Genomic DNA, 14,876 nt, shown 5'->3' on the forward strand with positions numbered 1-14,876 from the left:
ATATTTATTTATAATTTGTAATAATCTCCACAATTTTATCCAAACCATCGGTTAAAGCAGCAGGACCAGGTTGTAAAATCAATTCAGATTTTATTTCGTATAAATGATTTTGTTGAACTGCTTTTACATTTTCGAAACCAATACGTTGTTTTACTTTTTCTGGTTTGAACATTTTACCACACCAAGAACCAATAATAATTTCAGGGTTACGTTCAATCACTTGTTCAGCCAACAAAATACGATCTTTAGCCAAAGCTTTATTTTTGAGTTCTGGAAAAGCTAATTTTCCTCCAGCAATTTCTATCAAATCATTTACCCAAGCGCTTCCCGAAATAATTGGTTCGTCCCATTCTTCAAAAAAAACTGTTGGATGATAGGGAAGGAGAGCAGCTTGTTGTTTTACTTCTTCGAGTTTCTTTTCATAAGATTCAACTAATTTTAATCCTTTATCTTGGCAACCAATCAATGAAGTAAATTGCACAATCATATTTAAAATTTCATCAACTGTTCGGTGATTAAAGATAAACACATTGATTCCTCTTCTAATTAATCCTGCTGCAATATCTGCTTGTAAATCCGAATATCCTACAACTAAATCTGGTTTCAAATTGATGATATCTTCAAATTTAGCATCTAAAAAAGTTGAAACTTTAGGTTTTTCTTTTCTTGCTTGTGGCGGACGATAGGTAAAACCACTAATTCCTACTAAACGATGTTGTTCATTAATGTTATACAGAATTTCAGTTCCTTCTTCGGTTAAGCAAACAATGCGTTGAGGATATCGATTTGATGACATTTTGGCTTGATGTTAAATTGATGTGAGGTATAAAAATAAGAAATTCATACCATTTGTATGATATGAATTTCTTTTGAAAAAACTATGAGTAAAAATGTTAGTTAACTAAAACTCCAAATTCGGATCCAGCAGCGTAATCTTGTCCATTCTGAGAACTTAAAGCTGTGAAACGGATATATCTTCCGCGAATTGGTTTGTCGAACAAAATTGTTTGCAGTTTAGTGTTTTTCTCGAAAGAACCTTCTTTGATAGGGTTACTCCAATTTTTTCCGTCTAAACTAATCTGAACTCTATAATCTTTTATATTTCCATTAGCTCCATCTTGACGAGGTAAATATGTAAATCCTTTAATCATCTTGAATTCTCCTGCATCAAAATCAACCCAATGAGGATATTGCGCAACAGTGACAGAATACATCGTATGCCAAATAGAGCTTGGATTACGATCTACAAGATTTGCAGCATCTCCTTCTCCAGTTTCTTGACTTGAAGCAAAAACAACTTGTAACGGAATCGTTTCTATTTTAGTAAATTTTGAAGAAACTTTAATGTTCGGATTATTTTTATCCCAAGTAACAATTGTATTCGCATCTCTCAATTTGAAAGGTTCTGTATACTTCGTTTCTTTTCCATTCCCGATTTTGTAATACAAATCTGCATGTTGATTTTGGCTCAAAATTGTAACTTCCCCAATTTTGTTTCGTGTAATAAGAAGTGGAGAATCTCCTGCTCCTTTTACTTTTGCTTGCGTTGAATAATTATTGCTTTGAACAGGACGAATAATAAATCCAAAAGTTGTTGCGTTTGGTTTTACACGATCTTGTTCTAATGGTGGTCCTTGCCCACAACTATTTCCTCCAAGCCCTGTAACACCAGCATCTAAATGCATATACGTTCCATTACTTTTTGGTAATTGATAGAAATGAGGCGTTTGCGTTAATTCTAATTCGCTCCAAGGCAAAACAGAAGTTGACATCAAATCTTTGCTTACAAAAACAACCCCATTTCCAGAAGTATCAGTTAAAGAACTCCATCTAACTTCCTCATTATTACTCATACTTTGCGGATTTGGCCACGGTACAAACTGATCTTTCACTGTACTTTTATGAAATTCAATATTCTGAGCGGTTTTACGATCTGCATAATTATTAATCGGACCGCGTCCGTAATAGTTGTAATTGCTCAAATTTTCTGGTAATTTCAATTCATAACCTAAACGCGCTAAAGCAAGCGATTCGTCATTTGAAGTAATACTTGACGATAATTCGATTGAACCATCTGGATAAATCGTCCAAACTTGATTTGAAGTAAATTTGAAATCATTTTCCCCAAATACTTGGTCTTTGTGTTCTTCGATCTTATATGTTCCAGAAGTACCTCCTAAAAGTGATGCGCTATTTGGCGCTTGTGATTCTACAACATACGATAATACAATTGCGCCATCTTTTCTTGTGTAAGAAGTTGATGATAAAACTTTGTGTTTTAAATTATGTAAACCTTTTTGAAACCATTGCTGATACGCCCAGTTGTCATTATCCATTGGTGCACGATAAGCATCTAATTTTGGACCGTCACCATCTTTAATAATCGTTTGGTTATTATAATTTAAACTATAAATAGTTCCAGTTTGATTATCAAATTTTACAGCGAAACCATTTCCACTAATTGTTTTTAGTTTTTCTGAATCTGTTATGGTAATTTGATTTGTTTTTTGAACTTCTTGAATTGTCGGAATTTGTTCTGCAGCTTTCACAAAAATTTGTTCTTCCATTTGAACATAATCTTTCTTCGCCCACAATTGATCATGATTTTGCTTGAATTGAATTTTTACAAAATACTCTGATGTAGGTTTTAATTTTGATTGATTAATTGGTAAACGAACGATTTGTTTTTCGCGAGGACTAATGATTTTTTTAGGCTCAATAAAAGCTGTACTTCTTTCAATTTCGATTCCATCTTCGTATAAAGCCCATTCTGGCGTGTAATCTTCTAACGAAATGAAATAATTTTTATTAAAAATTTCGATTTCACCATTCAAGATATTTGCAGGTTTTACACCAACATTTTGATAGACTTTTTTAACTTCCCAGTAAGAAGGTTTTTCCTTTAAATCAGCGAAAACTAATCCATTGTTTACAAACGTTCCGTCATTTGGTTTATCCCCGAAATTACCTCCGTAAGCGAAGAATTTTTCGCCTGTCTTTTTATCATAATAATACATTGCTTGGTCAACCCAATCCCAAATAGCACCTCCCATAAAGAAGTTGGTAGATTCCATTGCTTCCCAATAATCTATCAGATTTCCAGCTGCATTTCCCATTCCATGCGCATATTCAGAAATATGGAAAGGATATTTTAACTTATAATTTCCTTGTACAGCATCACGAACCCAATTGATAGAAGGGTATTGATTAGATCCCATATCAACAATTGCATTATTTCGCTCGTATTGAACAGGACGAGAAGTATCAATTTTTTTGATTGCATTGTAGGCTTCAACAAAATTATTTCCAGGACCAGCTTCATTTCCTAAAGAGCAAATAACGATAGAAGGATGATTGATTGTTGCATGAAACATCTCTACATTACGTGCCACGTGCGCATCTCTCCACTCTTTTGGATGAGAGATTGAAGCTTCACCGTAGTAATATTGGTGACTTTCTGCATTGGCCTCGTCCTCTAAATAAATCCCATATTTGTCGCATAAATAATACCAATAAGGATCATCTGGATAATGTGAGTTACGAACATGGTTAATATTTGCACGTTTCATCAACTTAATTTCTTCTTCCATCTGTTGACGTGTCACAACTTTTCCTTTTTCAGGATTTGTTTCGTGGCGGTTAACACCTTTCAGTTTTATTGTTTTTCCATTTACATAGAAATAACGTCCAGCCAAACCAAACTCATCATCTACAGCTTTTGTATCTTTAATTTCAACCTTTCTAAATCCTACATTCGTCGAAACTGTTTCGATGGTTTTGTTCTTTGTATCTTTTAATTCTCCAACTAATGTATAACGATAAGGACGCTCTGCTAACCAAAGATTTGCATTCTTTAGTTTTAGTTTGTAAATAGATGAAGAATTAGGATTGATTGTAACTGCATCAGAATTGATAATATATTCAGTTGTTGCAACTTTGTCAGTTTCGTCACTGTATAATTTATTTTGATAAAATGTATAAGCAATTTTATAACCTTTTGCGGCTTTATTTGATAAATTTCTAATATCAGCCGAAATATTTAGTTCACCATCTTTATAGTTATTCGTTACATCAGGAATTACAACCAAATCTCTAACTTGGATTTTCGGTTTTGATGTTAATGAAACTGTACGAAAAATTCCTAGCAATCTAAACATATCTTGTGCTTCTAAGAATGAAGCGTCAGAATTCCTATAGACTTCAACTGCTACAGAGTTTTCACCTTTTTTATTTAGATAAGGTGTAATGTTAAATGAAGCTAAATTTCTAGAATTTTTAGAAAAACCAACATATTTTCAATTAATCTATAAATAGAAAAATGAATCTACTCCATCAAAATTCATGTAAATATAACGTCCATCCCAATTTTTAGGAACATCGAATGTACGTTTGTACGAACCAACTAAGTATATATTATCCAATCTTTATTTGGCTCTCGCATTACACCTCCTTTCCAATCGTCTATTTTTACAGTATGTTGAAAGATAACTTTTTGATTGACATAAATTGGAACACCATATTTTAAATCTCCATTTTTCTGTATTCCGAAAATATTCCAACTCATTGGAACAGGAACATCGTCCAAGAAGAGGTATCAAAATTGTTTTCGTAAAAATTTTTCGGTCTTTCGTTTGGGTTTTTTGCCCAATTAAATTTCCAAATACCATTCAAATTCATCCAGTATGGGCTATTTTCTGGTAAAAGTTTTACAGCTTGATTTTGATTTTCGAAAGAGAAGAAATAACTCTTTGGTAATTCTTTATTAAAGGATAAATTCATTGGAGATTACCATTCGTTACCGTCTGGAGAATCTTTCGTTCCGTAATTGAAGCCCCCTAAATTATGCATAAAAGGATTTTCAATTGGCGGATTTGTTTGTGCAAAAGTTGTCTGAACAACAAGTGCAGAAACAATAACTTTACTGTACTTTGTTATAAGATTCATTTTTCAACAATCATTTTTAATCACGTGTTAAACAAATATAGTTTTGATTATTAAACGATTATGCTTATTTGAAGAAGTTAAAATAAGGTGATAAAATTGTAAATAATTGTTTTTTAATCTTATGGTTGATTTATGATTTTTTTTTCTAAAATAGATAGAATTAGAGAAAAATTTTAATTTGATTAAAAGAATTGTTTAAAAAGTATTATTGTAAAAAAAGACCACTTGCAAAAGTGGTCTTTAGATTAAGTTTTCAGCTTAAATTATATATTTTTTGAATTTGCACAGCTGTAATTAACTGGACCATCGTTTGGAATATCTTTTAAAATATCTAATAAATAATCCCAGAATTTTTGTACAGAAGCAATTTCTACTTTTTCGTCAGGAGAGTGAGCACCAGAGATGTTTGGACCAAAAGAAATCATATCCAAACCTGGATAATTTGTTCCAATAATTCCGCATTCTAAACCTGCGTGGCAAGCCACAACTTTTGGTTCTTCTCCAAATTTTGAAACATAAATTCCTTTCATCAATTCTAAAATTTCAGAATGAGTATTTGCTTTCCAACCTGGGTAAGAACCAGAGAATTTAACCTCAAAACCACCTAATTCGAAACCAGCTTTTAATGTTTGTGCTAATGCTTCTTTACCTGATTCTATAGAAGAACGCGTTAAACATAAAACACGAGCGTTTCCGTCAATAACTTCTACGCGAGCCACATTGTTAGATGTTTCTACTAAACCTTCAACATCTGGACTCATTCTGTAAACACCATTGAAAGCTGCCATAATTGTTTGAACAAAAACTTTAGAATCTTGTGCTGACATTGCATCAGTTGCATCAGTTGGTTCTAGTGTAATCACCATTTTAGGTTCTTTCGTTTCATATTCTTCAATAATTTCAGCGCGTAAAGTTTCGTAAGAAGCTTTGAAAGCGTCAACTTTATCTGTAGGAATCACAATTTTAGCCCAAGACTCGCGAGGAATAGCGTTACGTAAACTTCCACCTTCCATATGAGCGATTTGTAAACCAAATTCAGTTGCAGCATTTAATAAACGAGCAATTAATTTGTTCGAATTTCCTAAACCTTCGTGAATTTGCATTCCAGAGTGTCCACCGTTCAAACCTTTTAATGTTAAGGTAAAAGCAGTTCCGTTAGTAGCTTCTGTAGTGTAAGCTTTTGTCGCCGTTACATCAACACCACCAGCGCAACCAATGTCTAATTCATCATCTTCTTCGGTATCTAAGTTCAACAAGATTTTCCCAGATAAGAATCCAGCTTTCAAACCTAAAGCACCAGTCATTCCAGTTTCTTCGTCAATTGTAAAAAATGCTTCAATAGCTGGATGAGGAATATCTTTCGATTCTAAAATAGACATAATTGTCGCAACTCCAATTCCGTTATCTGCACCTAAAGTTGTTCCATTTGCTGTAACAAATTTATCATCTTCAATGTACATTTCAATTCCTTGTGTTTCAAAATCGAATGTTACATCGTTATTTTTTTGACAAACCATATCCAAGTGCGATTGCATGATCACTTTTTTACGGTCTTCCATTCCTGGATAAGCAGCTTTTTTGATTAAAACATTTCCTACTTCGTCCGTTTCGACAGGTAAACCTAAATCTTCACCAAATTTGATGATGAACTGACGTACTTTTTCTTCTTTCTTAGAAGGTCTTGGAACTGAATTCAATGCTGAGAAGTTTTTCCAGATTGCTTTTGGTTCCAAATTAAGAATATCGTTATTCATTGTTTGTTTTTTATTGTTCCTCAAAGTTACGGAATTGCGACAATATAGTTTTATTAAAGAAGTTTTAAATTTTTTTGATTCTCAACCAACCTTTTTATTTTTTTATGAATCATATTATTATAAATGAAAAAATAAAAACGTGATGTAATACGAAAAATACTATTTTTAAATAACACTAATGATTCATGAAGAAATTAACACTATTTACAATTTTGACTTTACTCAGTGCAGTATTGTTGAATGTTTTTGTTTTCAAGAAAACTTTCAATGATGACTCAGAGAAGATAATCGCTGAAACAAATCAATATAAACATCCAATAAATTCGATTGAAATGACTGAACAAAATAATCAGGATTTAGAATTTTTGAAAATGATGTTAAAAGATAATCGTATTGTTTTTTTGGGTGAAGGTATACATCAAGATGGACAAACTTTTAAAGCCAAATCACGCTTGATAAAGTATTTGCACGAAAATTTGGATTACAATGTTGTCTTGTACGAAGCTGGACAATATGATATGTGGATAACCAACCAAGAAATGGAAAAAGGAACTTTAGGTGTTGGAAAAGATTCGATTGCGGGACTTGGTATGTTTAATTTTTGGTGGGATAATAAAGAAACTCAACCTCTAAATAACTATTATTTACAAACTAAGAAAACAAATAATCCAATCACATTAGGTGGTTTTGATATGCAATATTCTGGTGATTTACTGACAGAAATTTTAAATAATGGGTATTTAAGACGTATAAAATTATTAAGAGAGTTTTTAGCGAATCAAAATATATCTTTATATGATTACCCTTTTTTAAATCAAAATATTGATAATCTTACAATTTTTAGATATAAAAAATTTACTGAAGCTACATATAAAAAAAATGAAATTACTCAACTCCTTAAAGAGTTACAATCGATTTCATTACGAATATCAAGGCTTCCAAAAACTGAAGAAACTAAAATCTATTCACGTTATCTGAAAGATATTAAAAACCATATTCAGAAAAATTTGATGTATAAATCTGGAACTAAGGAAAGTATGAATTTTAGAGATTCTTTGATGATAGAGAATTTAATTTATCAATTGGATTCTCTTTATCCAAATCAGAAAGTAATTATTTGGTCGGCGAATGTACATGCTTACAAAAAATATTATCCGAATAATTTTAAACCATTGGGACAATATATCAAAGAAAAATACAAGAACCAATCGTATGCAATTGGTTTTACTTCGTATGGCGTTTATAATCCTCTGAAACAAATAATTAATACACCTAATAAATATGCGGTAGAGAATGCATTTCATCAACTTAATCAGCCTTATTTCTTTTTAGATTTTAGTCAAATTCCGAATCAATCTGCACTAAAATCTGAGTATTATTCAGTTATAGATCAAGGAATGAATGTAAAAGCAAAATGGAGTGACTTTGTAGATGGAATTTTTTACATCGATGTTAATCAAGAACCAACACCACTAAAAGAAGAGAAATAATGAAAAGTATAGAAATAAAAGATTTGAATTTTAGTTTCGGGTCAAAACAAATATTAAATCAAGTTAATCTTAATGTTCCGAAAGGAAGTATTTATGGCTATTTGGGGCGAAATGGAGCAGGAAAATCGACAACAATAAAATTGCTTTTAGGATTATTGAATTCGAATGAAGATACTATTTTCTTGAATGAGTTGAGTATCAAAAAACATCCTATTAAGATTCATGCTTTAACAGGTAATTTGATTGAAGCGCCTTGTTTTTACACAAAATTGACTGTTTATGAAAATCTAAAATACTTAGATGTAATTTACCAAAAAGGTGAGGAGCGAATTAGTGAAGTGTTAGATTTGGTTGATTTGTTGTACGCGGAACATTATAAAACATCTGATTTATCGATGGGAATGAAACAACGTTTGGGAATTGCAATAGCGATTTTTCATGATCCAGAAATTTTGATTTTAGATGAACCTCTTAATGGATTGGATGCACAAGGAATTTATGAAATGCGCGAATTGTTTTTGAGGTTGAATGCATCAGGTAAAACGATTTTTTTGTCAAGTCATATTTTAAGTGAATTAGAACGAGTTGCTACGCATATTGGAATTATAGAAGGAGGAAAGATGATTTTTGAAGGCAAAAAAGAAGAATTACTTGGGAATGTTGTTCGTAAAGTTGCTATAAAAATAAATGATGCAGAGAAAGCAAAACAACTTTTTGAAAATGTAATAATTGAAGATAACGTCATGCATTTTGAAATTGAAAACGATGATGATTTTCATCAAAAAATACAACAATTAATTCAGCATAACATTAAAATTTATGATGTTCAGTCTGAAACAGCTAATCTTGAACAAATTTTTATTAACCTAATTCAACACTAAAATGACAAATACATTTTATAAAGCATTTGCTTCCGAACGATATAAATTATCAAAAAACAAAGAAATTTTTGGTGTATTATTTTTACCAACTTTAGTCGTTTTAGGTGTTTTTTTCTATTTAATTTATAAAGTACCAATGGAACCTATTGCTTTGAATCCGTGGTACGGTTTTTTAGGACGATATGTTTTTATGTTTTTCTATATGCTATTTCCAGTTTTAATTGCTGTGTTTGTGCATTCATGTTGCGATGTAGAATATAAGAACAACAATTATAAATTGTTATTTACACTGCCCATTTCACATGCTAAAATTTATTTAGCCAAAGCTTTATTTATTTTAATTATAGTCAGTTTTTCTGTTGTTGGGGCTTATGTGTTTTTTCTATTAAGTGGATATTTATTACAATTTATTTCACCAAATTATGGTTTTCAGAATTTTGATTTTAGAGAAATTGCTTTTTACACTTTTTTCAAATTATGGATTGGATGTTTAGCTGTATCTATGATACAATTTGCTTTGAGTTTATTCTTCAGAAGTTTTATTTATCCAGTAGGTTTTTCTCTATTTGTAACTGTTTTTTGTTCTGTGATTAGTAGTAAAAAGTTTGCAGATTTCATTCCTTATTCAAGTTCTCCAAAATCATTTGATAACTTAATGAATCAAATAGCATCTTTAGAAAGATTAGATTATATCAACCTTATATACAATATTTTCTTTTTAGGGTTGAGTTACTTTATCTTTATAAGAAAGAAAAATCTATAAAGCAAAAAATCCCTTGAATTCAAGGGATTTTTTAATGTATACTTTTTATATTTATCTTGTAGAAGGCATAGGAGATTCTTTGTCTACAACTGGTCTATTTTCGACGTTTGCTAAAATCCAAATTGTATTGAAAGCTAATTTTGTACGACGCGTCAATAAATCATATTCAATTTTATCTGGCGTATCTCCTGGTTTGTGGTAATCATCGTGTACACCATTAAAGAAGAAAACCGACGGAATGTTATGTTTTGCAAAATTATAGTGGTCAGAACGGTAATAAAAACGATTTGGATCATCTGGTGTATTGTAACGCATATCTAAATTAATTCCTAATCCATCATTTGCCGCTAAAACAGCTTTGTGTAAATCAGAAGACAACATTTCAGATCCAATAACATACACAAAATCTCTTGTTTTTTCGTTGTGCTCATAATCTACGCGACCAATCATATCAATATTAACATTCGCAACTGTGTTTGCAAGAGGAAAAATTGGATGTTCTGAATAATATTTAGAACCTAATAATCCTTTTTCTTCACCAGAAACATGTAACAATAAAACCGAACGTTTTGGACGAATGCCTTTCTTCTCAGCTTCGCGGAAAATACGACCAATTTCCATTACAGCAACAGTTCCAGAACCATCATCATCAGCACCAGCATATATTTTTCCGTCTTTTATTCCTTCGTGATCATAATGTGCCGAAATCACCACAATTTCTTCTGGTTTTTCTGATCCTTTGATGAATCCCATCACATTTCTCATTTGACCTTTTACTCGGTTAAAAGTTCCAGCAGGAATAATTTGGAAATAATTATTATTTGGTCCATTAATTCCTAATTCTTTGTAATAATTAGAGATATAGTTTCCCGCTTTTATTTCGCCTTCAGTTCCAGCATTTCTACCTTCCATATCAGGCGCAGCAATGATGTAAAGCTGTTTTTTTAATTCAGCTTCAGAAATTTTGTCTGTATATTTTACAAGACTCTTTTGATATTTCTCCTGAGAAATTGGTTTTGTAGAATCACAACTTACTAAAGTAGCAGTTAAAGCAATTGCAAATAAAAATTGTTTCATGTTAATTTTTTGAATTAAATTTAAAATTAATCTAACCAAGCAGAATAAAAAAGAAAATTTGAATAAAAAACCAATATTTATACGGATTCTATCCGATTTTGGGATTGTCTTTTTTATATTTGCCCGTTTTTAAATAAATTATGTCACAATTATTCAGAAAAAAATCTGTCGAATCCATTTTAGCAGAATCTGCAAAGAACACGACTACAATGAAAAGAACTTTAGGTGTTCGAGATTTAACAGGTTTTGGTATCGCCGCAATTGTTGGAGCTGGTATTTTTAGTACCATTGGTCGAGCAAGTTTCGAGGGCGGTCCAGCAGTTATCTTCCTTTTTATTTTTACGGCAATTGCCTGTGGTTTTACAGCTTTTGCTTATGCAGAATTTGCTTCGTTAGTGCCTGTTTCGGGTAGTGCGTATACCTATAGCTATGTTGCATTTGGAGAATTATTTGCTTGGGTAATTGGTTGGGCATTGATTATGGAATATGCGATTGGGAATATTGTGCTCGCGATTTCGTGGAGTGATTATTTTACCACCTTGCTCTCCGGAATGGGATTGCATCTGCCAGAATGGATGACAATGGATTATTTCACTGCGAGAGAAGGTTTTGAATTTGTTTCGAATGAGTTAGCGAAAGGTAAAACATTAGAAGGAATTGCGAATTCGCCTTATGCGCAAGAGATTCCAAAATATTTAGCCTTTAAAGATGCTCCATATTTAGGATTTAATTTAGTGGTGGATATTCCTGCATTAATCATTACTTTTTTGATTACAGCTTTGGTTTATCGTGGAATTAATGAATCGAGAAAAGCAAGTAATGCAATGGTTGTGTTAAAATTAGCTGTGGTACTTTTGGTAATTGTGGTTGGTGCTTTTTATGTGAATCCAGATAATTGGAATCCTTTTGCACCGAATGGAGTAGGAGGTGTTTTGGCTGGAGTTTCGTCTGTTTTTTACGCTTATATTGGGTTTGATGCGATTAGCACAACTGCGGAAGAATGTAAAGATCCGAAGCGAGATTTGCCTCGTGGAATTTTTGCGTCTATCATTATTTGTACTGTTTTATATGTGCTGATTGCTTTAGTAATTACGGGAATGGTTCATTATTCTGAATTGAATGTTGGAGATCCTTTGGCGTATGTTTTTGATAAAATTCAAGATTTAAAGTGGTTGGCAGGAATTATTGCTTTTTCGGCTGTAGTAGCGATGGCAAGTGTATTTATTGTTTTTCAAATTGGGCAACCTCGTATTTGGATGACAATGTCTCGTGATGGTTTATTACCAAAGAAATTTTCTACTATTCACCCGAAATTTAAAACACCTTCTTTTGCAACTATTTTTACTGGATTTGTAGTTGGAGTTCCTATTTTATTTACAGATTTGGAATTGGTTGTTGATGCTTGTTCTATTGGAACTTTGTTTGCTTTTGTGTTAGTTTGTGCTGCTGTACTTCGTATGGATGCCGATCCAAATGCGAAAAGAGGAAATTTTAAAACGCCTTTTATCAATGCAAAATACATTATGCCAATTGTAACTGCCGTGATTGTATTTTTATGCGCAACAACATTTAAAGATGATTCGATTGATTTCTTTACGAATAAACCGCAACCTATGCCAATTGAACATTTTGTAAATTCGTTATCGCCAAAAGAATTAAAAGATTCTTATGCAACAATTAATGAATTAACAGGATCTGAAATTGAATTTTTGGATGATTATTTGGCACAATTATCACCAGAACAATATAAATCTACTTTGAGCAAATTACCAGTTTACGAAGATAAGAAGATGGAAAAAGGTTGGGATGTTTTCAAACATAAAATTCCAATGATTCTATTCTTAATGATTTATGTTTTTATGGTAGTTAGAACATTTTTCAAAAGAACTTCTATTATTCCGTTAGCAGGTATGTTGTGTTGTTTTTATATGATGGCGCAATTAGGATTGAAAAATTGGATGATTTTCTTGATTTGGATCGCAATTGGTTTGACAATTTATTTCACCTACGGTTATAAACATAGTAAGTTGAGAAATCAAAATTCATAATAGTAAAAAAGCGATTCAATTTTGAATCGCTTTTTTCTTAAAATTATTTCATCAAATAAGTTATATAACTTCTTTATTTCACCTCAAAACTTTACCTTTGTCCTATAAATTTGACGACAAATGTTTAGAACTCATACTTGTGGTGAATTAACACAAGCCAACATTAATGAAAAAGTCACGTTAAGCGGTTGGGTATCAACGTTACGTGACAAAGGTTTTATGATGTGGATCGATTTACGTGATCGCTATGGAATCACACAAATCATCTTAGATGAAGAACGTTCTTCGAAAGAATTATTTGAAACTGCTCGTCATTTAGGACGCGAGTTCGTAATTCAAGTTACAGGAACTGTAATCGAAAGAGCTTCAAAAAATCCAAACATTCCAACAGGGGATATTGAAATCTTAGCAGAAAACATTACAATTTTAAATGAATCTGCATTGCCTCCATTTACAATCGAAGATAATACAGATGGTGGAGAAGATATCCGTATGAAATATCGTTATTTAGATATTCGTCGTAATCCAGTAAAAGAAAAATTAATCTTCCGTTCTAAAGTTGCGCAGGAAGTTCGTAAATATTTAGATGCACAAGAATTTGTAGAGGTTGAAACTCCAGTTTTAATTAAATCTACGCCAGAAGGTGCGCGTGATTTCGTGGTTCCATCTCGTATGAATCCAGGTGAATTTTATGCGTTACCACAATCGCCACAGACATTCAAACAATTATTAATGGTAGGAGGTTTAGACCGCTATTTCCAAATTGTAAAATGTTTCCGTGACGAAGATTTACGTGCAGACCGTCAACCAGAGTTTACACAAATTGACTGTGAAATGTCGTTTGTTGAACAAGAAGATATCATGAATGTTTTCGAAGGTTTAGCAAAACATTTATTACATACTTTCAAAGGATTAGAATTTGATCAATTCCCACGTATGACATTTGCTGATGCAATGCGTCGTTATGGAAATGATAAACCAGATATTCGTTTTGGAATGGAATTCGGTGAAATCACAGACTTAGCGAAAGGAAAAGATTTCAAAATCTTTGATGAGCAAGAATTAATTGTTGGTATTGCTGCGGAAGGTTGTAATGCTTACACACGTAAAGATATTGATAAATTAATCGAATGGGTTCAACGTCCACAAATTGGGGCAACTGGTCTTGTTTGGGCGCGTTATAATGAAGATGGAACATTTAAATCTTCTGTAGATAAATTTTATTCGCAAGAAGATTTAGCAGCTTGGGCAGAGCGTATGAACGCAAAACCAGGAGATTTAATGTTGGTGATGTCTGGTAATACAAACAAAGTTCGTGCGCAATTATCGGCTTTACGTATGGAAATCGCAGAGCGTTTAGGATTACGTAATCCAGAAGTTTTTGCTCCATTATGGGTTGTAGATTTTCCTTTATTAGAATGGGACGAAGAATCTGAAAGATATCACGCGATGCACCATCCATTTACTTCTCCAAAACCAGAGGATATGGAATTAATTGCGACTAATCCAGGTGAAGTTCGTGCAAATGCATATGATTTAGTTTTAAATGGGAATGAAATCGGTGGAGGTTCTATTCGTATTTTCGATAAAGAAGTTCAAGCAAGAATGTTCGAATTATTAGGATTTACGCCAGATCAAGCAGAAGCGCAATTTGGTTTCTTAATGAACGCTTTCAAATATGGTGCGCCACCTCATGGAGGTTTAGCATTCGGTTTTGATCGTTTTGTATCGATTTTAGATGGTTCAGAAACAATTCGTGATTACATCGCATTCCCTAAAAATAATTCGGGTCGCGATGTCATGATTGATGCACCTTCTCCAATTGATCAAACACAAATGGATGAACTGAATATTGCGTCAACATTTGTTGCAAAATAAAAAGAAAAATTTTCTATAAATATTAAAGACTACTTATTTAA

Annotated in this window: 8 protein-coding genes and 1 pseudogene; 5 read left to right on the plus strand and 4 right to left on the minus strand. The window is 32.3% G+C overall.

All coding sequences use genetic code 11. The features are described from left to right. Positions 1–4 precede the first annotated feature (4 nt). The 3 genes and pseudogenes from G0Q09_RS05495 to G0Q09_RS05520 all read right to left on the minus strand — a co-directional run bounded on the left by G0Q09_RS05495 (position 5) and on the right by G0Q09_RS05520 (position 6,698). Positions 5–796 carry a cobalamin-binding protein gene (locus tag G0Q09_RS05495; protein ID WP_219034207.1) on the minus strand — a complete coding sequence of 264 codons (792 nt, stop codon included), beginning with the start codon at positions 794–796 and terminating at the stop codon, positions 5–7. A 97-nt stretch (positions 797–893) separates the two neighbouring features. Beyond that, a pseudogene (locus G0Q09_RS15185) lies at positions 894–4,848 on the minus strand (glycoside hydrolase family 2 TIM barrel-domain containing protein). Positions 4,849–5,207: 359 nt separating this feature from the next. Continuing rightward, positions 5,208–6,698, minus strand: coding sequence for an aminoacyl-histidine dipeptidase (locus G0Q09_RS05520; protein ID WP_219034212.1), 1,491 nt, complete (start codon positions 6,696–6,698; stop codon positions 5,208–5,210). Positions 6,699–6,883: 185 nt separating this feature from the next. Between G0Q09_RS05520 and G0Q09_RS05525 the strand changes: the two genes are divergently transcribed. The 3 genes from G0Q09_RS05525 to G0Q09_RS05535 are packed head-to-tail and all read left to right on the plus strand — an operon-like array spanning position 6,884 to position 9,832. Then, positions 6,884–8,188 carry an erythromycin esterase family protein gene (locus G0Q09_RS05525; protein ID WP_125350227.1) on the plus strand — a complete coding sequence of 435 codons (1,305 nt, stop codon included), beginning with the start codon at positions 6,884–6,886 and terminating at the stop codon, positions 8,186–8,188. Beyond that, positions 8,188–9,069, plus strand: coding sequence for an ABC transporter ATP-binding protein (locus G0Q09_RS05530; RefSeq protein WP_125350228.1), 882 nt, complete (start codon positions 8,188–8,190; stop codon positions 9,067–9,069). Before G0Q09_RS05525 ends, G0Q09_RS05530 begins: the two co-directional genes overlap by 1 nt. 1 nt (position 9,070) lies before the next feature. Next, positions 9,071–9,832 (plus strand): ABC transporter permease, encoded by a 762-nt coding sequence (locus tag G0Q09_RS05535; RefSeq protein ID WP_219034213.1) that lies wholly within the window; start codon positions 9,071–9,073, stop codon positions 9,830–9,832. Between the two features lie 51 nt (positions 9,833–9,883). Here the strand turns inward: G0Q09_RS05535 and G0Q09_RS05540 are convergent, their stop codons facing one another. Continuing rightward, positions 9,884–10,909, minus strand: a complete 1,026-nt coding sequence (locus tag G0Q09_RS05540) for a M28 family peptidase (RefSeq protein ID WP_219034214.1) — start codon at positions 10,907–10,909, stop codon at positions 9,884–9,886. Positions 10,910–11,049: 140 nt separating this feature from the next. Between G0Q09_RS05540 and G0Q09_RS05545 the strand changes: the two genes are divergently transcribed. Then, a complete protein-coding gene (locus G0Q09_RS05545) occupies positions 11,050–12,957 on the plus strand; it encodes an amino acid permease (protein ID WP_219034215.1) in 1,908 nt (635 codons plus the stop codon). Between the two features lie 120 nt (positions 12,958–13,077). Continuing rightward, positions 13,078–14,835, plus strand: a complete 1,758-nt coding sequence (gene aspS, locus G0Q09_RS05550) for an aspartate--tRNA ligase (protein ID WP_219034216.1) — start codon at positions 13,078–13,080, stop codon at positions 14,833–14,835. Positions 14,836–14,876 lie beyond the last annotated feature (41 nt).

The sequence above is a fragment of the Empedobacter falsenii genome (assembly GCF_019308355.1).
GTDB lineage: Bacteria > Bacteroidota > Bacteroidia > Flavobacteriales > Weeksellaceae > Empedobacter > Empedobacter falsenii_B.